Here is a 22,705-nt window from a genome sequence, read left to right on the forward strand (position 1 = left end):
GAGCGCTCCGCCAACAACGCACGTCCTTCCTCTGTTCTCGGATCACCGTTATTGGCCGCCCTCGGCCCGCGCTCAGCACCAGTTCTACCGACAACGACTTGATTGAAAGTGCGCAAATTGGCGTTAGCGGCTGGAGCCTCGGAACATGTGAAGCTCCCAAAGGTTTAACGGCTTCAATTGAAGGAGTTCTAAATGGCATTCGTCAAAGCAAAAGATGGCACGCAATTGCATGTCAAAGATATGGGCCAGGGGCGTCCGGTTCTTCTCATCCATGGCTGGCCGCTGACAGGCGACATGTTTGAGTACCAAACGCTGGCACTTCTGGAAGCCGGATACCGGGTCATAACCTATGACCGGCGTGGTTTCGGCCAGTCGGGTCATCCCGCCGACGGCTATAATTACGATGTCTTCGCCGACGATTTGGCGAGTGTCCTGGAAGAACTCGACCTGCAGCAGGTCGCGCTGGTCGGGTTCTCGATGGGTGGCGGCGAGATCGCCCGCTATCTTAGCCGCCACGGGGCATCACGCGTTGCAAAGACTGTCTTGGTCTCTTCTGTCGCCCCGTATCTCCTGAAGGACGAGAGCAATCCGGATGGCGTGGACGCAAGCGTATTTGAGGATATGAAAGCGCAGATCCGCAAGGACCGCTTCGCGTTCCTGCAGGCCTTCGCAAAAACCTTTTACGGGGTCGGCTTGCTGACCAATCCGGTCAGCGAAGGCGTGCTCGATTGGTCGTTTACACTCGCCATCATGGCGAGCCCCAAAGCCACGATCGAGTGCATCGACGCGTTTGGGAGAACGGATTTCCGTGCCGATCTGCCAGCGTTTACGATGCCGACGTTGGTCATTCACGGGACGGGCGACAAGACGGTCCCCATCGATCCGTCGGGCCGCGCTGCGGCAGCCGGTATTACCGGGGCGACGCTAATTGAGTACGACGGAGAGCCTCACGGCCTGTTCGCAACGGTACCCGAGCGGCTTAACAGGGATCTGCTCGAGTTCCTGGCTTAACTGTCGGAAGTGATTGATATGGCAATGCGAAAGGCGGGCTGGTCCCGCCTTTCGGGTTTTTCGCGAAAATATTGTAGTCAGCAACCTTCGCACCCCCAAAAGAAAGCTTCCCTGAGTTGCGTCCGCACCGACCTTTCCTGCAGTTGACGGCGTAGACAGAGGCACCTGGGATCAGCGATGCGATAGTGCTAGGATCCAAACTGAGCGACGCCCTGGCATTGCCGTCATCCAAGCCATGGGTCCATGTTGCACGCTTCCTCTGTAAAACTGCAGCGCGGTTGTGGAAGCGGCCATGCAACAACAGTATCTGACGGGCTGTTACGGGCCGCGTAAGCCCGCCCGAAGTCGCAGAACCGTCCCATGGGACCTCAAATAACTCTCCAGACTCCAGTGAGACCAAACTGACCTGATGCAGCGACGTCCCGCTTGCATTACATTTGGCCGTATGACCTTGCTCTTGAGGGCCAATTTTCGCGGAGCGAAATCATGATCACATTGTCAACCTATCTGACCTACGTCGCAGTTGTTTTCGGGCTATTCCTGATACCCGGGCCGGCCGTATTTCTCGTGCTGGCTAGATCCGTCAGTGGCGGGAGAAGGGTGGGCATCGCAACAGGCTTGGGTGTAGCCTTTGGCGATCTCGTTCACACCCTCATGGCAACTTTGGGCCTCTCGGCGATCTTGATGACCTCGGCACTGGCCTTTGAGATCGTGAAGTATGCGGGTGTTGCCTATTTGGTCTATCTAGGCATTCGTTCGATCTTGGAAAAGCAGGCAAGCCTTGAACTTACCCGAGCTAGCAAGATCACGTCCTATCAAGCGTTTCGCCAGGCTATCGTTGCGGAGATCTTGAACCCGAAAACTGCCCTGTTTTTTTTGGCATTTCTACCTCAGTTTATCACATCCGAACACGGAGCAGTTGTTTCCCAGTTTGCGATCCTCGGCTTAACGTTCGCTGTTATGAGCGCTCTGTATACGTCGATCTTGGCCGTTGCGGCTGGCAGCGTATCGGGATGGATTAGCGGTCATCGACAGATCGGCAAGTGGCAAGGTAAAATCATTGGTTCGATTTATCTCGCCCTTGGCGCACGGCTCGCCGTCCAGCATCGATAGCGAAGCTTGGGGAAAACAGTTTGCGCGCCGTGCCCTCCGTTCCAGGGCAGGATTTCTACCGAAGGCACTATCCTGAGGGGTGTTGTCGTGTCTCTAAAAAGCCAAGCGCCCTGACGTGGTCACCAGCCGCTTGGCAACGCCCATGAGCCATCACGTCGACACCAGATCGGGACAGCGAACTATCTGTTCACCTCCCGTTGCGCTTCCCTTACAATGCCGATGAACGCTCGCAGAGCCGAGGGAACGTGCCTGTAGCCTGGATAGTAAAGAACGTTCCCTGGGATTTTTGGGCTCCAGGCAGCCAGCAAGATCACCAGATCGCGAGCGTCAAGCTGTTGCTGGGCCAAATATTTGGGGACGAAGGCGATTCCCAGACCTCTAGCGGCACAATCGATCATCAGCGCATTGTCGTCCAGAGTGAGTGCGCCGGGAGGATCGATCGAAAGCTCTTCGCCATTTAGGCTGAATTCCCATCGGTATCGCGCGCCACTCGGCAATCGCTGTCGAATGCAGGTATGGGACATCAGATCGTCCGGTGTCGCCGGGGCTCCATGTTCTGCAAGATAGGCCGGCGAGGCAACCGCTACGAAACGTGCGTGTTTGTTCAGGGGGACTGCGATCATGTCCTGCGGCACGGCCTCCGCCAGCCTGACACCTGCATCGAAACCTTGAGCCACAATATCAACCAGACGCCCTTCCGAAACAAGGTCAAGCGTGACGGCGGGATATCGAGCGATGAATGCCGGAACCACATTTCTCAGCAGCCACTGTGCGGCACCCTTGTTGGCATTGATCCGCAAATTGCCGCGCGGGGCACCACGAACATCGGCAATTCCATCAAGCGCCTTCTCCAGATCGCGAAGCACTGGTGCCAGGCTATCGAGCAACTGCAATCCAGCATCTGTGGGCGAAACGCTGCGCGTCGTCCGGTTCAACAGCCTGACACCCAGCTTGGCTTCCAGATTGATCAGGGTGTGGCTGAGCGATGAGCGAGAGACGCCTATTTCATCGGCCGCCCTCTTGAAGCTGCGATGCATCGCTACCATCCGAAACGCTTCGAGGTCAGTCAGGGTAGGTCGTTCCATTGGTGAATTTTCCACACGAGCTTGTCCGATTTTGTCGGTCTTATATCACCATTGAGGTCGCTCCACATAGCAAGGGTTATCAACAGGAGTAAAAACTCATGAGAAAGACCTGGTTTATTACCGGAGCATCATCCGGCCTTGGGCGCGAAATGACCGAGCAGGTTCTCGCACGTGGCGATGCCGCCGTTGCGACCGTTCGGCGGGAGGGATCTCTCGCGCCGCTCAAGGAGCTCTATGGCGAGCGACTCACCGTGACCAATCTGGACCTGACGAATCCGCCAAGCATTCGATCTGCGATCACAGATGCCTTTGATCGTGCGGGGCGCATCGACGTTGTCGTCAGCAATGCCGGCTATGGCCTGTTTGGAGCTGCCGAAGAACTTACGGATGCGCAGATCGACAGGCAGATCGCTACCAATCTCGTAGGCTCGATCCATCTCATACGCGCGGCGCTGCCAAGGCTCCGACAGCAGGGTGGCGGGCGTATCGTTCAGGTTTCGTCGGAAGGCGGCCAAATCGCCTATTCGAATTTCAGTCTCTACCATGCGACAAAATGGGGGATCGAAGGCTTTGTCGAATCCGTGGCTCAGGAAGTCGCACCCTTCGGGATCGATTTCATCATTGCCGAGCCGGGCCCGACGGTCACCAACTTCGGCGCTGGCCTCGACCAAGCTGAGCCCATGGGCGTCTATGATGCCACACCTGCCGGTGACATCAGGCGGGCCATCGCCAGCGGCAACTTCTTACTGAAGGGCGACGCGAAACGCACCGTAGCAGCGATCATCGCCGCCGCTGACATGGACAAGCCGGCACTGCGGCTTGCGCTGGGAAGCACGGCCTACGAGTCCATTTCCAAAGCGCTTGGCCAGAGACTTGGTGCCCTTGAAAGCCAAAGGGATATTGCCTTTTCCGCTGACCGCCTTGACTAGCGACCTATCTCGCTATGCATCCATTCGCCTTTGTCTTGAAGACAAAGGCGGATCCCCATTGCGTCGTTCAACTGAAGTGAAATAGCGAGTGCTCATCGCTCGCTGACATGGAGGCAAGCCAGCATACGACCAAGCCCAGTTTGATTGGCACATACGCGTGCTGGGCATGCTTCGTATTGGAGGGCATAAACTATTTTAGGGACCTGTCTGGTCTGCCGCCCGCCTAACGGCCTTCGTCTCCCATGCGTTAACGTACAGAACTTCTTCGAGCATCGGATCGAGCAATTCGGTCAACGTTTTGATCGGTCGAATTGCTCGAAAAGGCTTTTACCGCCGCGTGCTCAGAGGCCAGCTGAGCGCAACGAACGCCATCCCAGCAGCAACCAGGACGAATGCTGCGTTCAAACTCCAATGCTGTGCAACGAACCCGATGGCGGCGGGCCCCACAAGCATTCCGGAATAACCGATCGTTGTGATCGCCGCGATCGCGTGGCTCGGCGGCATGAGGGCTTGCCGCCCCGCAGCTGTAAACAGCACCGGCACAATATTGGAAGCTCCCAGCCCCACCAGCAAAAAGCCGGCAAAGGCCAGCGGTTGATTGGGAGCGATGACCGCAAGCAGGAAGCCCAAGGCGGAGATCAGGCCACCGCCGACCACAACCTTCATGCCGCCAAGCGCTTTGACGATCCAGTCGCCTGATAGGCGACCTGCCGTCATTGCAAGGGCGAACATCGTATAACCAAACCCGGCATGAGCCGGATCGACCAGATGAGCGCCGATGAGGAAGATTGCGCTCCAGTCCAGGATCGCGCCCTCGGCAAGAAAGGCCAGAAAGCACAACAAGCCAATGAAGGCTACAATACCGCGTGGCAGGGTGAATAGCGGAGTGTGTCCGACTTCGCGATTGCCATAAGGCAAGAGACCTGAAAACGATAGGACAAGCAGGACGACTAACAGCGCGCTGAACATCAAGGTCGCTATCGATGGTGCAACGCCCGCTCCGAGCAGAAGGCTCATACCACCGGCGCCCAAGATGCCGCCCACGCTGAACAAGCCGTGAAAGCCAGACATCATGTTACGTTTACTGTCTTTTTCGACCATGACGGCTTGGATATTGATAGCGACGTCCACGGCACCCACACTCGCCCCAAACAACGCCAGTGAGATCGCCAAGCCGCCGATGGTGTCGACAACAGCTAGCAATGGCAGCACGAGGGCGAGCACAAGCGTGCTCGTCACGATGACGGCCCTGCAACCGAAGCGACTTGCAAGGATCCCGACCAACGGCATCGAGACAATGGAGCCAAGCCCGAGGCAGAGCAGTACCATGCCAAGAGCACCGTCATCAGCTCCAACGCGTAGCTTGGCAAGCGGGACCAAGGGCGCCCAAGCCGCCATGGCCGAACCCGCAATGAGGAAGCCGGCACGGGTAGCCCACTGCTCCCGTGCTCCAGCCAGGGGACGCTCGTTCATGATTTGGGAATGGGACATTTGAGGTACCTCGAGATAATCAGCGCGGGATCGGACATGGAAATGGGGGCGGAGCGCTGCGCACTCTTGTCAGAACGCGCAAGAATGTGCAAGAACGTGTATCAACATCAATTGAGGGGAGTTGCTGGATGCTAACGGAGGAAAGGCTTGACCGCATTCGAGAGCAACTAACCGCCAGCGGAAAAGTCTTGGCCAGCGAACTTGCAATGCAGTTTGAAGTTTCCGAGGACACGGTGCGCAGGGATTTGAGAGAGCTAGCCAAGCTCGGATTTTGCCGGCGGGTCTATGGTGGGGCTTTGCTGCCCGCACCCGATCTCGGCACCCTGGCTAACCGGAGAGCCATACAACAGGATCGAAAATCTAGGCTGGCGCTGGCTGCAGCGGCGCTGGTCGAAGATGGCCAGACGATTTTCATCGACGCAGGATCAACAAATCTGGCTATCGCCAGCGCTCTGTCCCTAAGCCAGAGGCTGACTATTGTCACCAACGCTCCCGTGATCGCCACGGCGCTGTCCGAGCGACCGAACTATACCATCATCGTCTTGGGCGGCATATATGATCAGGGCAAGGGCGCTTGCCTCGGACCACAAGCGGTGCGGGAAGCCAGCCAGGTGTTTGCCGATCTGTTTATTGTCGGCGCGTGTGGCGTCGACAGCACCGTCGGCATCACGGCACTGGATGCCGGGGAGGCCGAGCTCAAGCGAACCATGGTCGGACAGAGCAGTATGTTGCTTGTCGCCGCCACTGCGGAAAAACTCGGTACAGTGGCGCCGTTCAAGGTCGCAGACGCATCAATGATCGATTACTTGATCGTGGAAAATGATGATTTCGATAAAGCAGGTTTTGCGCAGGCTGAGGTCCAGGTGCATGTGACACCAACCGTTGTGCGCGGGGTGGTATGAGTTGTAAAGACCGAGCGCTATTTCTGACGTCGGCAGGGATCAGGCGGGCATCTGATGCCGCCAGTGCGTTCCGAAATGCAACGCCTGTTGACATTGTGGAACAGCTTGCTGAGCAGATCGCGGTTAGATCTCGCGCCCAAAGCTGATCTGGCCACCGAGCCGCAAGCTATTCAAAAGATGGTTCCTATTTTCTCGCTTAAATGGACCCGAACGGATGTACCCCGTGCATTTTCAAAATGATCTGACAATGGCCGCAACCTTCGCGTTTGCGGTTTCGATGATTTTTCGTTGTTCGGCCCGAGCCAGCTCGATCTTCTCCAACTTGTCCTCCGCACCGTTCAGCAGCTTCTCGAACCTTGTCTTGGTGTCGCCGCTGCCAACCGATTGTAGATTGGACCTGGCCCGCTGCTGATCCGCCTCACCACGCGCAAACTGCTGGTCCAGGTCCTCAAGCGTCTGCCTCGCCGCATCCTGAACAGTCTTCGCCTTCACCAGGTCAGCGAGTTTTGCCCGCATTGCCGGATCAGTGGCTGAGTCCTGCCACTGGATCAATTCATTCGATCCAGCATCCGCCAAGGCAAAGCTCTCCTGGTTGACGATTGACAGCGTGGACGTCACGACCTTGGTCTCTCCGGCCTTCACAACTGTCTTGATGCGGTCCTTGGTCGGCGTGCCATCTATCATGTCGTCCGCCTTGAAGGTCCAGCCCGGTCGCTTCATCTCCTCGATCAACACGGTTCTTGGTGCGTCACTGGCACCCACGATGCTGTAGACCGTGTCCTCGCGTGTGATCGAAGTCGTGCTGATCATGCCATCGACAACCTTGATCTGCGTGATTGTACTTCCTGACCGGGGTTCCGAGGTGATGGAAACCTTCTGGTCGAGCGCGAAGCTGACCGCCTGCTTCTGCCCGGTCGGCAGTCCTATGGTCTGGGCGTCACCGACGTACCCCTGCTTGACGTCATAGACGGTGATGATCCCCGGTGGCAGGCTGACGCGGCTGTCATTGTCGATCATCGCGGCGGCCGTCGGGTGCTCGCTCCCCGCTTCAGGACGGAACAGCGACACCATCTCGGCCTTCACGCCCTGGTCCAGGATCGGTACGGACAGCGTGTCGCCGTTCTTGACGTCGTAGGTTCCAGAAAGTGCGAAGGTCGAGGTAACAGAGCCCTCCTCCGCCAAGACCGGGTCGGCCGGTCCCGCCATTGAAGCGTCGCTGCTCTTTTCCATCATCGGCGCTGGTGGCGGGGCTGCCATGGCCATCGCTGGCATAGTTCTTCGGGGCAATGGTTTCGCCGCAATGACCTCGCCCACGGCGATGGACGTGGTGTCGACGGTTACCTCAAGCCGCTGCTTCCAGAACAGCTGATGTAGTCGCTGCCTCAACGTGACCGGCCTGCCGGATGACAGGGTGATGCCGACGTGGTGCCAGTCTTCGCCCGAGGCATTTTCGAAGATGGCCCAAGCCTGCAAGCGAACGGTGCCATCCTGGCCGGTGACCAGCCTGTAGGACATTTTCCAGATCGGAGCGGGCACCACGTAGGAAATGTCGACATCGCGACCTTCGGGCCCGTCCAACTTGATGCTGATGGTCCGAGCACCATCGATGCTTGCCTTCGAGATGACGCTCACGGCGCTTTTGAGCTTGTCCCTGATGGCGGGATCGACAATCGTGATCTGGGTTCCCGGAAGAGGAACCATCGAGATCGCGCCGTCATCGCGCAGGAATGAGAGCTGCCAGCTCAGTGGAGTCTGGGCATTGCCCGGGATTTCAGTCACGCCGAGCACAACGCCCTGCTGCTCACCGGCCTGGATGCGGCTGCCTTTGATCGAATTCAACAGTGCTGGCAGGGACGTCAGATCGGATAGCTTGAACGGCAGCGTTTTGAAGATCTCATCGACCGGAGTAGGGCCAGCCAGTGACAAGCTCTTGACGTTACCTTTGTCGTCGCGAATGACGATGCTCTTGAGGATATCATCAACCTGGCCCAGCGGCACGTCGATGTTGATCTCGGCATTCTGACCGACGGTGGCAGAACGGACGATTTCTGCCAAGCCGCCGGATGACAGGGTGACAAACTTGATCGGGCCATTGGACCCGGCAAACGCTGTCGATGCCGCAAGGGACAGGAAAAGCACTGAAAAAGCCGCGTTCGAAACAGACATGAATTCTCCCCACAAATTCATGGCAAGCGTCCTTTGGCAATCCACGGGCGCACTTGCAGTTTACTTCAACCCGCAAGTTCACGGTAATTGAAGCAAATTTGGGGTGGGTAGCTGAACTTCGGCGGATGATTCACATGCTGAGGCACCTTATGCGATCTGACCATCGACCACTTGTCTATAAACTTCCTGCACGGCTCCAAAGGCTTGGCTCACCAATGTCCTTATTCGCATCGCTGACCTGCCGCTTCTAGCCTCCTGAGACCGCTGCCATAGGAACGGAAGCGCCGTCACCAGGCAGAAGACTCGCCTCATCAGCGGCACCCCGAACCCACATCCTTTCATATTCGCTCAGATCAACATCGCTCGCGTGCGTCTCGCCCGAGTGACTGCCCGGATGCTTGCAACCTTTCCATCATCCAAGCTTTTGATTCACTGCGGAGTGGGCATCGGTGCGAGCAGATGGCGAAAATGAGAAATGTTTTGCTTGATCACTTTCACAATGGCAAATTGATAGACGAACATTGTAGGCGGTGTCTCGGCACATTCTCTTTAGGCGAATTCTCCTCCATCTTGCTCGCGCACGCCCTCACGCGGCGATTGCTCTCAAAGCTGTTTCGAAGAGACTAAGATGGAAGCGACAGGCGTTCTGGCGGCCGGGGAAACTACAGCCGCCATGGCCTACATTGGGGGTCGAAGAGCGTATCACCACGCCAGATAAAATTGATCCTGCTAGTATGTATGTTAGCGATAGGCATCCCTGTGGGAGGATGGGTGTCAGGGTCATGGTTCGCAACCACGATTTCAGTGGAGTTCGCTTTCGTTGGCGCTTGTGTGGGATCGCTGACGATCCAAAGGATGGATCCCGCTAAATACGACGGAACGATAGCCCAGGCCACGGCCTATGCAACTTGCCTGAAGAAAAATGGCGCAATCCAGCAAGGGGAGTGGGGCTATGGATGAGAACCGGAATTGGCGCTTGGAGCCGAGGTTTGGCCTCGGTGAATTGAGGTTTGGAATGTCGAGATCGCAGGTCGATCGCTTCACATCGATCTACGGAGCATCCAAGGGTGGGGCCGCCGACCGGATTCCGGACGACATCCTGCACGACACCCTGGCCGAACTCGGGGAAGGGCTGACCGAGGAGGAGAAGCAGGAAATTCTCGGGGCCTATCAGGAGAGCGGGCCGAGTTCCGCGGCCGAAACGGAAGTGCGTGGTGACAAGGACAGGCTTGTTCTCACCTATCAATCCGATCATTTGGTGGAAATACTGGCGGACAGGAGCACCCGGCTTTTGAAATTCGACGACAAGCCGGTGTTCGAGGGCAGTCCTATTGACGTTGTAAGGCATATCGCAACTATTCTCGGAGAGTCGCCCGTCATCCTCAAAGAGGAGGTGGCCTTCCCATCCAACTTCGTCTTCCTGTTCGAATTCTTGCGGGAAGCAGTCGGCAACCCGGGTGGAGTAGCCTATGTCGAGGGCCGCGAGGTTGACCGATCGATCATATGGCGTTCCGGGCCGCGCGAAGGAGGCGTCGATCTCTCGCTTTACAAGCCGGTCAAGCTCTGACTGAACGTCGTAGAGATAAAGATTGTGTCGAAGCAGCCCGTTGCAAGCCGTTCTTACAGGCCCTAGTGACAAAGATGGCATCCATATCTCGGTTACGGCAATGCAAAGCCACTATGTTCCATAATAATGATTACGCATTTTCGGGCTGTAGCGGCTATTTAGTAATGCGACAGTTGGGCCAGTTAGAGATGCGACAGTCTCGCCTTTCGATGCACTGGTCAACATCAACGTTGGGAGCAAGGATGACGACGTCCAGCCTGGTGGAGACCAGGAGCGAACGGAGTCGTCATGTCCTGTTTGATCACCATGTCACAGAAAGAATTGCATCGCCTCGAAGTCATCCAGAAGATCCGGGATCATCGCTTGAGTGTCGTTCAGGCGGCCGAACTGCTTGATCTCTGTCGCAGCCAGGTCCACAGGCTGCTGCAGGCTTATGACAGTGCCGGTTCGGCCGGCCTCGTGTCGAAGAAGCGATCACGACCCAGCAATCGCCGCCACAGCGAAGATTTTCGCAATGCGGCGCTGGATCTGATCCGGGAACGCTATCTGGATTTCGGTCCGACGCTGGCGCGTGAGAAGCTGATCGAGCTTCATCAGATCTCGGTGGCCAAGGAGACGCTGCGCCAATGGATGACCGAGGCTGGTATCTGGACCTCGCGCCGAGCCCGCAAGAAGCGCGTGTTCCAACCGCGCGGCCGGCGCGACTGTTTTGGTGAACTCGTCCAGATTGACGGCTCGCATCACTGGTGGTTCGAAAGCCGCGGCCCCAAATGCGCCCTGCTCGTCTACATTGATGACGCCACCGGCAAACTGTTGCATCTGCGCTTTGCCGGATCGGAGAACACATTCGACTACCTGCATGCGACGAAGGCCTATCTGCAGCAATGGGGCAAACCGCTGGCTTTCTACAGCGACAAGCATGGTGTCTTTCGGGCGACCCATGCGTCGGAGAAAGACCGGACGAGCGGCCTGACGCAGTTTGGACGCGCGCTTTATGAGCTGAACATCGACATCATCTGCGCCAACACCCCGCAAGCCAAGGGCCGGGTTGAACGCGCCAACCAGACGCTGCAGGATCGGCTGGTGAAGGAGTTACGGCTACACGGCATCGATACGATCGCGGCGGCCAATGCCTATGCGCCGGAATTTATCGCCGACTTCAATGGTCGTTTCGGCAAGTCACCACGCAATCCGAAGGACATGCACCGGTCGCTGGCCGATCATGAGAACCTTGATGGCGCTATGTGCCGGAAGGAAGTCCGCACGTTGTCGCAAGCTTTGACGCTGCGCTACGACAAGGTGTTGTTCATTCTCGATCCGACTGACCTCTCCAGGCCACTTTCGGGAAAGAAGGTTGTTGTCTGCGATTATCCCGACGGTCGCCTCGAGATCATGCACGAGAGCTTTGCCCTGCCCTACAGAACGTTCGACAAGCTGCGGTCGGTCCATCGGCCGGACGTCGTTGAGAACAAGCGTCTGGACGACATGCTGTCTGTTGTCGCCGAGATGCAGGCCGGGCGCGAACTGCACCGTAGCAAGAGCGGTCCCCGCCGCACCGGCCAGACGGATCACATGTTCGGCATTCGCGACGGCAGCCAGGGCAATGGCTATCAGAAGCGCGGTCGCAAGCCGAGGACAGATTACATGAACGACCCGGCGGTGATTGCAAAGCGGCAGAAGGCGCTGGCGCGGATGGAGGCTGCCGAATGAACAGAAGCGCACATCGTCTCAAAGCTAAAGCCGAAACGGTGTTCTCCACCGCCCCCGCTCCGCCCTTGCAACCCGGACCAGCCGGGCGGATCGGGGGCTGACCCGCAGAGCCAGTGTCGCATTTCTAAATGGCTGACACCGTCGCGTCTCTAACCAGCTTTGACACGGGCTGTAGCGGGGGTGGGTTCAAGGATGAAGTGCGACTTGCAATAGATAACAATGGCTTATCGCTTGCGAGGAATGAGACATGGAACGCACCTATTCGCAGATCGACCTGGATGAGCGGCGCAAGATCGCGCGCTGTAAGACTGCAGGCATCAGCGCCACAGTGATCGCCGAGAAACTCGGTCGCCATCGGTCGACCATTTTCCGGGAACTGCGACGCAATGCTTTTGAAGATTCCGCTATGGAAGACCTCAACGGCTACTACTGCGTCACGGCCCATGAGATGGCGCGCGACCGGCGTGCAAAGCTGCGCAAGCTTGCCCGCTTCTCCGAGCTGCGCCAGGCAGTCATCGAACAGATCATGCATGGATGGTCGCCGCAGCAGGTTGCCGGCCGGCTACAGGTCGAAGGGCAGAAAAACTGCGTCAGCCATGAGACGATCTACAAATTCGCATATTCATCCGACGGCCAGGCGATCAAGCTTTGGCGACATCTGCCTGAGCATCGGGCCAGACGCCGCCCGAGACACGCCAGGCGCTGCCATGGCCGTCGCTTCGGCCCGGAGGTCAACATTCTCAACCGTCCGGAAGCGGTGGCAGAACGCAAGCAATTCGGCCATTGGGAGTGCGATCTCATCCAGTTTCGACAGAAGTTCGGCAAAGCCAACGTGACGTCACTGGTCGAACGCGTCAGTCGGTTTGCCGTCCTCTTGCGCAACAATGACCGTCAGTCGAAGCCGATCATGGACAAGCTGATTGGCGTGCTGCAATCCCTACCCCATCTCGCCCGCCGCTCGATTACCTTCGACCGCGGCACAGAGTTTACCGATTGGCCGTATTTGCAGGCAGGGATCGGAACGCAGACCTGGTTTTGCGATCCGCAATCGCCCTGGCAAAAAGGCACTGTCGAAAACACCAATCGCCGGGCCCGCAAATGGTTGTCGAGAGAGGTCAATCCGCTGTCAATCACCGAGGGCGATCTGGTGGAAATCTGCAACAGGCTAAACTCAACGCCGCGTAAATGCCTCGGCTACAAAACCCCCGCAGAAGTCTTTCGCCAGAAAGTTCTCGCCCAGATCAGGCGAGCGGGATAGCTTGGGACGTCCGCAAGTCGCGGTTCACCGTGAACTCACAATTACAATAGTTTAGATTTTGGAAGATCTTCTACTCCTCCTGACGCCAGCCTGGCTTCAGATCAGTCATCGAATCTGAATAGCTTAAACTCACTCAGGCGATGATGGGCTGCGCAACAGTCCATCATCGTGTGCTCGTCAGGCGGCGCGACTGGCGGGTTTGGTGAAGCTGGCGTTCTTTTCCAGGCTGAAGCGGCCGATGAGTTCGGTCAAGGCGTGGGTTTCGTCGGAGAGTTGGCGTGTCGCGGCGCTCGTTTCCTCGACCATGGCGGCATTCTGCTGGGTCATGCGGTCGATTTCGTTGACGGACGAGGTGACCGACCGCAGGGACTGCGCCTGCTCCTGGGCGGAAGAGGCGATCCGCTCGACGTGACCGAAGATATCGACGATTTCGCCCGAGATTCCGATAAGGGCGCCGCCGGTTTCCTCGACATATTGCGAGCCGATGGCGACTTCGTTGACCGAGGTATTGATAAGCTGGGCGATCTCCTTGGCGGCCTTCGCCGAGCGTTGCGCGAGTTCGCGGACTTCCTGGGCGACGACGGCAAATCCCTTGCCGGCCTCGCCTGCCCTTGCGGCCTCGACGCCGGCATTGAGGGCCAGCAGGTTTGTCTGGAACGCGATGCCGTCGATGACAGTGACGATGTTCGAGATCCTGTCAGAGGATTCCTTGATCCGTGCCATAGCCGAGACGGCATTCTGCACGACCATGGCCGAGTTTTCCGCGCGCTGCTTGGTGTTCTGCACCAGTTTCAGCGCAAGGCCGGAGCGATCCGAAGAGGTGTCGACGGTGGCTGCGATCTGTTCGACTGCGGCGGCGGCCTCCTCCAGCGATGCGGCCTGCTTTTCGGTGCGCATTGCCAGATCGTTGACGGCTTCGCCCATCTGCCGACCATTGTCATAGATCATCTCGGCTGTGCCGCGGATATCGACCAGCGTTGCCCTGAGGCCTTCGATGGACTGGTTGAAATCGTCGCGAAGCCCGTCAAGGTGGGGGGCAAACGGCACTTCGATCGCAAAATCGAGTTCGCCCTTGGAGAGCCTCTTCAGGGCCAGTCCGAGAGCCTCGATTGCTCCGTCGACCTGGACGCGCGCCTCGCGGCGCTCGCGGTCGTTTCTGACGCGCTCTGCCTCGGAGAGCTCTCGCGCGCTCTGCGCCTCCTTTTCCATGACAAGGCGGGATGTCGCATTGTCCTTGAAGACCATCAGCGCGCGCGCCATGTCACCGATCTCGTCAGGCCGACCCTCGCCGGCAATGGCGGTGTCGAGCTTGCCTTCGGCGAGCTTGCGCATCGCTATGGTGATCTGGGCAATCGGTCCCTTCAGCGTCATCACCAGGGCTGCGCCTGCCAGCATGGCGACGAGGACGCCGATGCTCATGGCGCCGATGGAGATCGTGTTGGCCTGCTGGCGTTCGACACCGGCATTTGCCTTCTGGCTTTCCGCAAACTGCGTCAGCAGGTTCCAGGTACTGTCGATCAGCTTTGCAGCGGCTGCGAATTGCGCCTGCTTTTCCTGGGAGTTGGCAGCGATGTCGGCAGCCTTGGAGGCAAGCGTGTCGAGCACCGGCTTGACCTTGGTCGGCAGCACGGAAAGGACCGGATCGTCGCTCACCAGTGCGGCAAGGGCTGCAACCTCGTTGGCGTACATGTAGAGCGACTGCTGGACCTTCTTGACGCTCTCTTCGTCGGGCTTGGAAACGAGCTCGGCGAAGACGACGCGGATTTCATTGTTGATGTTGACGATGCCGCGCAGCTTGTTGCCGACGGCTTCGGCCATGGAGATTTCCTTGTCGGATGTGGCAAGATCAAGCACCGAACGGCGCATCAGTGCGTCACTGGTCGTCTTCAGTTTCGCGGTCGGCGCCTGGAGGGCGAGGAGTGCCTGGTCGGCGAGCGCTGCTGCTGCGTCCGGGCTCGTGGCCTTGCCTTGCTGATCGAGAACAGCGACAGATGCCTGGATGTCGCTTGCAACACTCTTCTGGTCATCCGGCAGCGCGTCGGCAAGCAGCGAGACTGCAGTGACCAGGTCCGGCCCGAGCTTCTTCAACACCGCGATCTTGGCATCGGGAAGCGATGCTTCGGAATAGGCTTTTTCGAGGTCGGCAATCATCGAGGCTGCGGTTCCAAGCGTGACCGAAGTCTTCAAGCCGGCCTTGTTGGTGTTGTCCTTCTTCTTTGCCGCTGCCATCAGCATGAAGGAGCGTTTGCCGATCTGACCTTGCAGATCGAGCAGGGCTGCCGAGTTCGCGACGATGTCATCCCAAATCTTCTGCTGGTTGAGCTGAAGCTGCCAGATTGCCTCGATCTTGTCGGGAATCGCTGCCGATTCTGAAAGAGACTGGTCCAGCAGGGCGACATCCGTTCCCGCGCGCAAGCCTTCGGTGGTCTGTTGCAGGAGGCCGAGCTGGTCGCGAGCCTGCGCCGCAGCACCGTCATGCGTTTGCTGCGAAGGCTGCATCAGGAAGGTGCTCATGCTGGCGAACACATGCTTGAAGCCGCTGAGCGACTGCAGGACGCTGTTCGAGACCTCCATCCTGCCTTCCAGCAACCGCGAGGCATAATAGCCCGTCAGTCCGACCGCGCCGATACACAGAATAAACGGTGTCACGAGTACCAGAACTTTTGTCTGGATCCGCACCCGCGACATCATCTTGTCCATCATATTCTTCATTTTCCGACCCGTCCCCGTCTCATTGTCGGTCAAGGTGCCACGAGTTTATAAAATTGCGGTTAAGCATAACTGGAAACCTGCGGTCGTATTCCCGTTTTACTTGCGCCGCGCTCAAGCGAAATCGTTCGACGTTGCTTCAGCCGGAAGGCCTTTAGCCGTACGTCATTTTAAAAGTTGTCACCGGCGATCTTTTCGGCGGGCTGGGACGGTTGTGCGAATTTCCGGTCAGCGGTTGCACTTCGTTGATTAACAACGCATAATTCCACCTCTGCACATTCTGGCAGACAGGAACGTCGCATATCGATGAAAAAGCTGACGCACCGGACGATGGAGGATTTTGCGAAATCCAGCGGGATATCGCGTCCGACCCTGTCCAAGTTCTTCGACGATCCGACCAGCGTGAAGCCAGCCACCCGTGCTCTGATCGAGGCGGCGTTGCGGTCTTCGGACTACCAGCCCAATCTCTATGCGCGCAACCTCAACCGCAAGCGCACCCGCAACATCGGCATTCTCGTGCCGGCCCTTGGCGATCCCTTCTATGCCGAGATGGTCAACCGGCTGGAACTTCGCCTGCGCACCAGCGGCTACTGGCCGATCGTGATTTCATCGCATGGTTTGCCGGATTTGGAGGCAGAGGCCGTCAAAACGATGCTGTCGCTGAAGGTGGCCGGGGCGCTGGTGGCACCACTCGGATTCAAGTCCGATCCGCGCGTCTTCGAGAAACTCGGCCAGAACCTGGCGATGGTCTATTTCGACACCTTCATCGAGGGCAGCACGCCGTTTGTCGGCAACAACAACAGCCAGAGCGTCGCGACGATCGTCGACTATCTCTGCCGGTCCGGTGATGCGCCGGCCTATCTCGACATTCCGCATATCAATCACAATTCGCCGGAAAGGCTGGCAAGTTACGTTGCTACCGTTGAGGCGGCCGGGTTCGAGCCGCAGGTGATCAAGACCAGCGCGGACTATACCTGGGATTTCGAGCGGATCGGCTATGAACAGATGGACGATATGCTGCGCAGGAAGTCGCTGCCGAGTAAGACCATCCTCTGCGCCAACGACCGCCTGGCCTTTGGCGTGATGGCGGCAGCCTTTGCCAACAACCAGAAGGTCGGACGTCGAAAGGGCGCCCATCTGAGGATCGCCGCCCATGACGACCATCCCCTCAGTCGCTATGCATCGCCGCCGCTGACGACAATGGCGCAGGATTTCGCGGCAATGACGGCCAACAGCGTCGACACATTGCTCGCCCTTCTCGGCGAAGGAGAGACGACGACGGGCGCTATCGTCCATGCCATGCGCTCGGACGGCACCCTTGTGATGCGCCAGTCCGCCTGACCCACGGTCCACTTGCTATGGAGTTGATGTCCCGAAGCTGTTCCACGCAATCACCGCCTCGTCGATGGCCGCGCGTGCTTCCGGGATGTACTTGCCCATGGAGGCGAAGCCGTGGATCTGCGTCGGCCAATGGCGCAGGACCACGTGCACGCCGTCCTCCTTGAGACGCTCTGCATAGGCGACGCCTTCGTCGGCGAGGATGTCGTTGCCGGCGATGGCTATAAATGCTGTGGCGGCACCCGATAGGCTCTCTGCCCTAAGCGGCGAGACACGCCAATCGCCGATATCGTCCGGCGTGCGAATATAGTGATCGCGAAACCAGCGCATGGTCGAGGCCGACAAGCCGAAGCCCTTTGCATAGCGCCGGTAGCTGTCTGCGGTCGGGGCAGCGTCCGTGTTCGGATAGAGCAGCAGTTGCGCTATCAATGGCGGCTGGCCGGACTCCCGGGACATCAGTGCCACGACCGCCGCAAGGTTGCCGCCGGCGCTGTCTCCGGCCACGGCGATTTTTCCTCGGTCGATGCCGAGCGTATCGGCCTCTCCGGTCATAAATGCCAGCGCCGCGAGGCAATCCTCAAGCCCGGCGGGGAACTTGTGTTCCGGCGCCAGGCGGTAGTCGGGGCAGACGACCGTGCAGGCCGCGCTATCGGCAAACCACCTGCAGATCTCGTCGTGGGACTCGAGGCTGCCGATCACCCATCCGCCGCCGTGAAGATACAGCAGCCCGCGCCCGCCGCTCTCCGGTGCACCGAGGCCGCGATATATCCGGATGTCGATAGGGCCATTCGGTCCCGTGATCGTGCGGTTTTCAATAGAGGCGACAGGCTGCAAATCGCCTTTTAATGCGGGCGCTCCCGCGTTGTAATCTTTACGGGCCTGTTCCGGCGTGCCGTCCTCGAAAGGCCTCGATCTTGCGGCCGTTGCGAGATCGAGCACCCGCTGGGCTCCGGCATCGATGCTTCCGGTCATCGTCCCCTCTCCTGTCATGCGAGCAAGCTGCGCGCTTCATCCTCGCCGAGCAATGGCGGCTGCTGGAAAGTGCCGTCGATTGTGATCGATTGCTGGCTCTCGCCGGATGCAAGGATGGCTTCCATAATGTCGAGAACATGCAACGCGAGATCGCCGGACGCTCGCGGCGCCCTGCCTTCCTCGAGCGCCCGGACGAGGTCGGCGACGCCAAGCATCCGGTAATTTGCCCGGTCCGGTGCGGCATATGGCCAGTTTCTGGCGCCGTAGAGCTCCCCGTCGCTGTCGAAATCCCGCCACTCGGCGCCGCGCTCGGACAGCGACACAGTACCGCCGAATGTGTCGGGATCCGGCAGGCGCAGCGAACCTTCCGTGCCGTGCAACTCGATCGGATGATTAGAGTGGCGGAAGACATCCCAGGAGGCACCGAAATTCACCGACGCGCCGGATTTGAATTCCAGAAGCGAGAGGACATTGGTCGGCGTGCCAACGGTGAAGGTGGTGTTCTGGAACGGGCCTTCAGCGGTGATCAGTCGCTCCTCCTGACCCTTGGTGGCCATCGCCATGACGCGCACCACAGGGCCCAGCAGGTTGACCATCATTGTCAGGTAATAGGGTCCCATGTCGAAAACGGGGCCGCCGCCTGGCTGGTAGTAGAACTGCGGATTGGGATGCCAGTGCTCCATGCCGCGGCCCATCATGAAGGCGGTGCCGCTGACGGGACGGCCGATGGCTCCTTCCTCCATCAGGCGCCGCGCCCGCCGGCCGGCCGCACCGAGAAACGTGTCGGGTGCCGATCCGAGCAGAAGTCCACGTTGCCGTGCCTCTGCCACCAGAGTGCGCCCGTCCGCTGCCGATGTGGTCAGCGGCTTTTCGGTGAAGACGTGCTTGCCGGCCGAAAGCGCTGACATCGTCACATCGAAATGCACTGCCGGGATCGTGAGATTGAGGACAAGATCGATTTCCGGGTCGGCCAGCAGCTGGTCGACGGTGAGCGCACGGATATTATATTCGCCGGCCCGCAAGGCTGCCATATCGGGCGAGATATCCGCGCAGGCTTTCAACTCGACACCGGCAAACAGGGCGGCGTTGCGCAAATAGGTCATCGAAATATTGCCGCAGCCTACTACGCCAAGGCCTGTTTTCGTCTTTTTACCGTCCGTCATAAAACTAGCTCCTCCCACGATTTCCACCGGCTGCGAGCGGCTTTCATGCGCAACCCAGCAGCTGGCAAACGGATTTAAAGCATTTTATTTGTTGACGCGCGACAAATTTTTCTCGATCATACGGCAATACTGGCGCGGAGTTTTGGAGGTCGCCGGTCTTCCTGGGAGGGAAACATGTCTGATTTCAAAAAGGAGCCGTTGGGCTCCGCTTCGACTTTCAATTCGGTGATGATCGATCGTCGCCGGCTTCTGCTGGGTGCGGCGGGTGCTGCCGTCGGCGCTGCTGCTCTGGGTGTAACGTCTAGCTTTGGCATGCGCTCGGCGCGGGCGGCCGACAGGACAGAGATTAGCTTTGCGTCCGCCAGCTTCTTCGGCAAGGAAGGCCTCGGCGATCTCGTCAAGGCGTTCAACGAGTCGCAGGACCGCATCATGGTGAAGTTCATAGAACTGCCGCCACCGAGTTCGTCGACCGAAGTCTATCAGGGGCTGATCCAGCAACTGGCCCGCCGCAACGGGACGCCCGACGTTTTCACGCAGGACGTCGTCTGGATCGCAGGTTTTGCCGCCGCAGGCTGGGCGCTGCCCCTCGACGAGTATTTCCCCAAGGAAAAGCGCACCGACTATTTCCCCGGCACGGTGGCTGCCTGCACTTATAATGAGAAGCTGACGGCGCTGCCATGGTTCGTCGATTCTGGCATGTTCTATTATCGCAAGGACCTCGTCGAAAAGCACGGCGGCAAGGTTCCGGAAACCTGGGACGAGATGGCAACGATGGCGGCCGCCGCCCAAAAGGCCGGCGATGCCAAGTTCGGCTACCTCTGGCAGGGCAAGCAGGCCGAAGTGCTGATCTGCGATGCCGTCGAGATCATCACCTCGAATGGTGGCTCCATACTGGCGCCGGACGGGAAATCCTCCGTGGTCGGAGACAAGGCGGCGATCGAGGCCATCCAGTTTCTCCACGACACCATCAACAAGACCAAGATCAGCCCGCAAAATGTGCTTTCCTGGGATGAAGAGCCGTCGCGCCAGCCCTTCACGTCCGGCGAAGCGATGTTCATGCGCAACTGGTCCTATGTCTATCCGATTGCCCAGGATCCGAAGGCCTCGCAGGTTGTCGACAAGGTGGCGGTTGCGCCCCTGCCGCATTTTGCCGGCGGCAAGAGCGCGGCCTGCCTCGGCGGCTACCAGCTGGGTGTCAACGCCAACTCCAAGAAGCGCGAAGCCGCGATCGAGTTCCTGACCTGGATGTCGTCGCCGGCAACCCAGACACGGCTGGCACTGAATTTCGGTCTGGCGCCTTCGCGTCCGGCGATCTTCGAGGATGCCAAGCTCAAGGCCGAGCAGCCCTTCATGGCGAGCCTGCAAAGCGTCTTCACCGGCGCCACACCACGGCCGATCACGCCACAATATGCCAAGGTCACGCTGGCGCTGCAGTCGAGCATCTCCAAGGCCCTGGTCAGCGGCGACGTGAAGACCGAGCTCGAAGCTGCCGCTGCGCAAATCAACAAGATCGTCGCCTGACATGGCGGTTTCCACCACAGTCCCGGCAACGGGGCAGTCTCGCAAAGCAAGGAGGGCGCTGCCACGCGCCCTCTGGCCATGGCTCCTGCTGTTGCCGGCTTTCCTGTCGCTTGCATCTGTGTCCTTCTATCCGATCGTCAACGGCCTCTATCTGTCGCTGACGAACCGCTCGCTGATTACCCAGGACAATGATTTCGTCGGCTTTGCCAACTACGTGCAACTTTACAACGATCCGGCGTTCTGGAATGCCTGGCGCCACACGATGTGGTTTACCGTCGCATCCACCGTGCTGGAGACGCTGATCGGCCTCGGCATGGCCCTCATTCTCTGTGAGACCTTCGGGGGACGGGGGATTATCCGGGCGGCCATGCTCGTGCCTTGGGCAATGCCGACCGTGGTCACCTCGAAGATGTTCGGATGGCTGTTCGACGGCCAGCACGGCATCATTAATTTCATTCTCCTGCATCTCGGGCTGATCGACCAGAACGTCAACTGGTACGGATCGCCGAACACCGCCCTCCTCACCATCATCCTTGCCGACGTCTGGAAGACCACGCCGTTCATGGCGCTGCTGCTTCTGACCGGATTGCAGACCGTTCCGAAGTCGCTGATCGAAGCCGCACGGATGGACGGCGCCAAGGCCTGGGTGATCTTCTGGAACATCCGCTTGCCGCTGCTGCTGCCGACGCTGCTGATCGCCGGACTGTTCCGTGCGTTGGACGCCTTCCGCATCTTCGACCTCGTCTACGTGCTGACGGGCGGCGGCCCGGCCGATTCCACCGAAACGCTGTCGACGCTGTCCTACAAGATCCTCTTTTCAACCCTGCAGTTCGGCTACGGCTCGGCAGTCTCCACGGCGATGTTCCTGACTGAAGGCGTGATCGCGGTGGTGTTCTGCCTGTTCCTCGTCCGGCAGATAAGGAAGACGACATGACCCAGGGCCGCTCCGTTCTCCAGAGTACGGTGATCTATGCCGGTGCGCTGTTTATCCTGGTATGGTCAGCCGGGCCTTTCCTCTGGCAGTTCTCGACCTCGCTGCAGCTCGACAAGGCGCTGACCGAGGGAACGCCATCGCTCATTCCGCATCCCTTCACGCTGGAGCACTACTATAATGCCTTCGTCGAAAAGGGCCTGCATCACTATGTTCTGAACTCGCTGATCGTCTCGCTGTCGACCACGGCGCTCTGCCTGATCGTCGGTTCGCTGTCAGCCTTTGCGCTGTCGCGGCTCGATGTGAAGGGCCGGTTCGGCATCCTGATGGTGATCCTGTCGGTGTCGATGTTCCCGCAGATCGCGCTCGTCGGCCCGCTTTATCTGCTGGCCTCGGATCTCGGTCTCCTCGACACCCATACCGCTCTGATCATCACCTATCTTGCGCTGGGTCTGCCGTTGGTGACCTGGGTGCTGTTTGGCTATTTCGAAACCCTGCCGCGCGAAATCGACGAGGCGGCGCGGATGGATGGCGTCGGCGTCGTCGGCCTACTCTGGCACATCATCCTGCCGATGTCGCTGCCGAGCCTTGTGACGACAGGGCTGCTGGCCTTCATCACCGCCTGGAACGAGTTCCTGTTCGCGCTTGCCTTCACCTCCGATCCCGACAGCCAGACCATTCCCGTCGGCATCGCCAACTTCACGAACCAGTACTACGTGCCCTGGGGAGATATTGCGGCTGCGTCCGCTGTCGTCACCGTGCCGCTCATCATACTCGTGCTGGTCTTCCAGCGACACATCATCGAAGGCCTGACGCAAGGCGGAATCAAGGAATAGACA

17 protein-coding genes and 1 pseudogene are annotated in these 22,705 nt (G+C 58.9%); 11 read left to right on the forward strand and 7 right to left on the reverse strand.

Annotated elements, in window-relative coordinates; all coding sequences use genetic code 11:
- The first annotated feature begins 192 nt into the window (after positions 1-192).
- Together PR017_RS24425 and PR017_RS24430 are read left to right on the forward strand one after the other, a co-directional pair.
- A complete protein-coding gene (locus tag PR017_RS24425) occupies positions 193-1,011 on the forward strand; it encodes an alpha/beta fold hydrolase (protein WP_111220967.1) in 819 nt (272 codons plus the stop codon).
- 486 nt (positions 1,012-1,497) lie between these two features.
- Entirely contained in the window at positions 1,498-2,124 is a 627-nt protein-coding gene (locus tag PR017_RS24430) for a LysE family translocator (RefSeq protein ID WP_164498249.1), read from the forward strand.
- Positions 2,125-2,303: 179 nt separating this feature from the next.
- Here PR017_RS24430 and PR017_RS24435 read toward each other — a convergent pair whose 3' ends face one another.
- Both PR017_RS24435 and PR017_RS28380 read right to left on the reverse strand, forming a co-directional pair.
- Complete coding sequence (locus tag PR017_RS24435; protein ID WP_341798968.1) at positions 2,304-3,017, reverse strand: LysR substrate-binding domain-containing protein; 714 nt, start codon at positions 3,015-3,017, stop codon at positions 2,304-2,306.
- A gap of 12 nt (positions 3,018-3,029) precedes the next feature.
- Positions 3,030-3,209: pseudogene (locus PR017_RS28380) on the reverse strand (helix-turn-helix domain-containing protein); the annotation flags it as partial.
- A 98-nt stretch (positions 3,210-3,307) separates the two neighbouring features.
- Between PR017_RS28380 and PR017_RS24440 the strand changes: the two are divergent.
- On the forward strand, positions 3,308-4,138 hold the full coding sequence (locus PR017_RS24440; protein WP_111220969.1) for an SDR family oxidoreductase: 831 nt from the start codon (positions 3,308-3,310) through the stop codon (positions 4,136-4,138).
- A gap of 327 nt (positions 4,139-4,465) precedes the next feature.
- Here PR017_RS24440 and PR017_RS24445 read toward each other — a convergent pair whose 3' ends face one another.
- Positions 4,466-5,629 carry an MFS transporter gene (locus PR017_RS24445; RefSeq protein WP_111220970.1) on the reverse strand — a complete coding sequence of 388 codons (1,164 nt, stop codon included), beginning with the start codon at positions 5,627-5,629 and terminating at the stop codon, positions 4,466-4,468.
- A gap of 128 nt (positions 5,630-5,757) precedes the next feature.
- Here PR017_RS24445 and PR017_RS24450 point away from each other — a divergent pair, with 128 nt between their 5' ends.
- Positions 5,758-6,531, forward strand: coding sequence for a DeoR/GlpR family DNA-binding transcription regulator (locus tag PR017_RS24450; protein ID WP_111220971.1), 774 nt, complete (start codon positions 5,758-5,760; stop codon positions 6,529-6,531).
- 231 nt (positions 6,532-6,762) lie between these two features.
- Here the strand turns inward: PR017_RS24450 and PR017_RS24455 are convergent, their stop codons facing one another.
- Positions 6,763-8,697 carry a DUF4139 domain-containing protein gene (locus tag PR017_RS24455; protein ID WP_161959341.1) on the reverse strand — a complete coding sequence of 645 codons (1,935 nt, stop codon included), beginning with the start codon at positions 8,695-8,697 and terminating at the stop codon, positions 6,763-6,765.
- A gap of 1,015 nt (positions 8,698-9,712) precedes the next feature.
- Between PR017_RS24455 and PR017_RS24460 the strand changes: the two genes are divergently transcribed.
- The 3 genes from PR017_RS24460 to PR017_RS24470 all read left to right on the forward strand — a co-directional run bounded on the left by PR017_RS24460 (position 9,713) and on the right by PR017_RS24470 (position 13,232).
- Positions 9,713-10,264: a hypothetical protein gene (locus PR017_RS24460; RefSeq protein WP_111220973.1), complete on the forward strand. Its 552-nt coding sequence runs from the start codon at positions 9,713-9,715 to the stop codon at positions 10,262-10,264.
- A gap of 288 nt (positions 10,265-10,552) precedes the next feature.
- Positions 10,553-11,974, forward strand: coding sequence for an ISNCY family transposase (locus tag PR017_RS24465; protein ID WP_111218748.1), 1,422 nt, complete (start codon positions 10,553-10,555; stop codon positions 11,972-11,974).
- A 247-nt stretch (positions 11,975-12,221) separates the two neighbouring features.
- A complete protein-coding gene (locus PR017_RS24470) occupies positions 12,222-13,232 on the forward strand; it encodes an IS30 family transposase (protein ID WP_111215463.1) in 1,011 nt (336 codons plus the stop codon).
- A gap of 177 nt (positions 13,233-13,409) precedes the next feature.
- Here the strand turns inward: PR017_RS24470 and PR017_RS24475 are convergent, their stop codons facing one another.
- Positions 13,410-15,935 (reverse strand): methyl-accepting chemotaxis protein, encoded by a 2,526-nt coding sequence (locus PR017_RS24475; RefSeq protein ID WP_111215461.1) that lies wholly within the window; start codon positions 15,933-15,935, stop codon positions 13,410-13,412.
- Positions 15,936-16,247: 312 nt separating this feature from the next.
- Here PR017_RS24475 and PR017_RS24480 point away from each other — a divergent pair, with 312 nt between their 5' ends.
- On the forward strand, positions 16,248-17,282 hold the full coding sequence (locus PR017_RS24480) for a LacI family DNA-binding transcriptional regulator (protein WP_111215459.1): 1,035 nt from the start codon (positions 16,248-16,250) through the stop codon (positions 17,280-17,282).
- Positions 17,283-17,297: 15 nt separating this feature from the next.
- Here the strand turns inward: PR017_RS24480 and PR017_RS24485 are convergent, their stop codons facing one another.
- Together PR017_RS24485 and PR017_RS24490 are read right to left on the reverse strand one after the other, a co-directional pair.
- A complete protein-coding gene (locus PR017_RS24485; RefSeq protein WP_111215458.1) occupies positions 17,298-18,251 on the reverse strand; it encodes an alpha/beta hydrolase in 954 nt (317 codons plus the stop codon).
- 14 nt (positions 18,252-18,265) lie between these two features.
- Positions 18,266-19,414: a Gfo/Idh/MocA family protein gene (locus PR017_RS24490; protein WP_111215456.1), complete on the reverse strand. Its 1,149-nt coding sequence runs from the start codon at positions 19,412-19,414 to the stop codon at positions 18,266-18,268.
- A gap of 174 nt (positions 19,415-19,588) precedes the next feature.
- Here PR017_RS24490 and PR017_RS24495 point away from each other — a divergent pair, with 174 nt between their 5' ends.
- The 3 genes from PR017_RS24495 to PR017_RS24505 are packed head-to-tail and all read left to right on the forward strand — an operon-like array spanning position 19,589 to position 22,702.
- Positions 19,589-20,935, forward strand: coding sequence for an ABC transporter substrate-binding protein (locus PR017_RS24495; RefSeq protein ID WP_111215454.1), 1,347 nt, complete (start codon positions 19,589-19,591; stop codon positions 20,933-20,935).
- A 1-nt stretch (position 20,936) separates the two neighbouring features.
- Positions 20,937-21,869 carry a carbohydrate ABC transporter permease gene (locus PR017_RS24500; RefSeq protein WP_111215452.1) on the forward strand — a complete coding sequence of 311 codons (933 nt, stop codon included), beginning with the start codon at positions 20,937-20,939 and terminating at the stop codon, positions 21,867-21,869.
- Entirely contained in the window at positions 21,866-22,702 is an 837-nt protein-coding gene (locus PR017_RS24505) for a carbohydrate ABC transporter permease (RefSeq protein ID WP_111215451.1), read from the forward strand. Before PR017_RS24500 ends, PR017_RS24505 begins: the two co-directional genes overlap by 4 nt.
- The last annotated feature ends 3 nt before the right edge of the window (positions 22,703-22,705 follow it).

The organism is Rhizobium tumorigenes (assembly GCF_003240565.2).
In the GTDB taxonomy this organism is placed as follows: Bacteria; Pseudomonadota; Alphaproteobacteria; order Rhizobiales; family Rhizobiaceae; genus Rhizobium; species Rhizobium tumorigenes.

What these genes read in the sequence shown, in the direction of transcription:
- PR017_RS24445 (WP_111220970.1), bottom strand. Translation starts at nt 5,629, where the DNA reads ATGTCCCATTCCCAAATCATGAACGAGCGTCCCCTGGCTGGAGCACGG.
- PR017_RS24500 (WP_111215452.1), top strand. Translation starts at nt 20,937, where the DNA reads ATGGCGGTTTCCACCACAGTCCCGGCAACGGGGCAGTCTCGCAAAGCA.
- PR017_RS24465 (WP_111218748.1), top strand. Translation starts at nt 10,553, where the DNA reads ATGTCCTGTTTGATCACCATGTCACAGAAAGAATTGCATCGCCTCGAA.
- PR017_RS24455 (WP_161959341.1), bottom strand. Translation starts at nt 8,697, where the DNA reads ATGTCTGTTTCGAACGCGGCTTTTTCAGTGCTTTTCCTGTCCCTTGCG.
- PR017_RS24485 (WP_111215458.1), bottom strand. Translation starts at nt 18,251, where the DNA reads ATGACCGGAAGCATCGATGCCGGAGCCCAGCGGGTGCTCGATCTCGCA.
- PR017_RS24470 (WP_111215463.1), top strand. Translation starts at nt 12,222, where the DNA reads ATGGAACGCACCTATTCGCAGATCGACCTGGATGAGCGGCGCAAGATC.
- PR017_RS24475 (WP_111215461.1), bottom strand. Translation starts at nt 15,935, where the DNA reads ATGATGGACAAGATGATGTCGCGGGTGCGGATCCAGACAAAAGTTCTG.
- PR017_RS24495 (WP_111215454.1), top strand. Translation starts at nt 19,589, where the DNA reads ATGTCTGATTTCAAAAAGGAGCCGTTGGGCTCCGCTTCGACTTTCAAT.
- PR017_RS24440 (WP_111220969.1), top strand. Translation starts at nt 3,308, where the DNA reads ATGAGAAAGACCTGGTTTATTACCGGAGCATCATCCGGCCTTGGGCGC.
- PR017_RS24460 (WP_111220973.1), top strand. Translation starts at nt 9,713, where the DNA reads ATGTCGAGATCGCAGGTCGATCGCTTCACATCGATCTACGGAGCATCC.
- PR017_RS24505 (WP_111215451.1), top strand. Translation starts at nt 21,866, where the DNA reads ATGACCCAGGGCCGCTCCGTTCTCCAGAGTACGGTGATCTATGCCGGT.
- PR017_RS24430 (WP_164498249.1), top strand. Translation starts at nt 1,498, where the DNA reads ATGATCACATTGTCAACCTATCTGACCTACGTCGCAGTTGTTTTCGGG.
- PR017_RS24480 (WP_111215459.1), top strand. Translation starts at nt 16,248, where the DNA reads ATGAAAAAGCTGACGCACCGGACGATGGAGGATTTTGCGAAATCCAGC.
- PR017_RS24425 (WP_111220967.1), top strand. Translation starts at nt 193, where the DNA reads ATGGCATTCGTCAAAGCAAAAGATGGCACGCAATTGCATGTCAAAGAT.
- PR017_RS24490 (WP_111215456.1), bottom strand. Translation starts at nt 19,414, where the DNA reads ATGACGGACGGTAAAAAGACGAAAACAGGCCTTGGCGTAGTAGGCTGC.
- PR017_RS24450 (WP_111220971.1), top strand. Translation starts at nt 5,758, where the DNA reads ATGCTAACGGAGGAAAGGCTTGACCGCATTCGAGAGCAACTAACCGCC.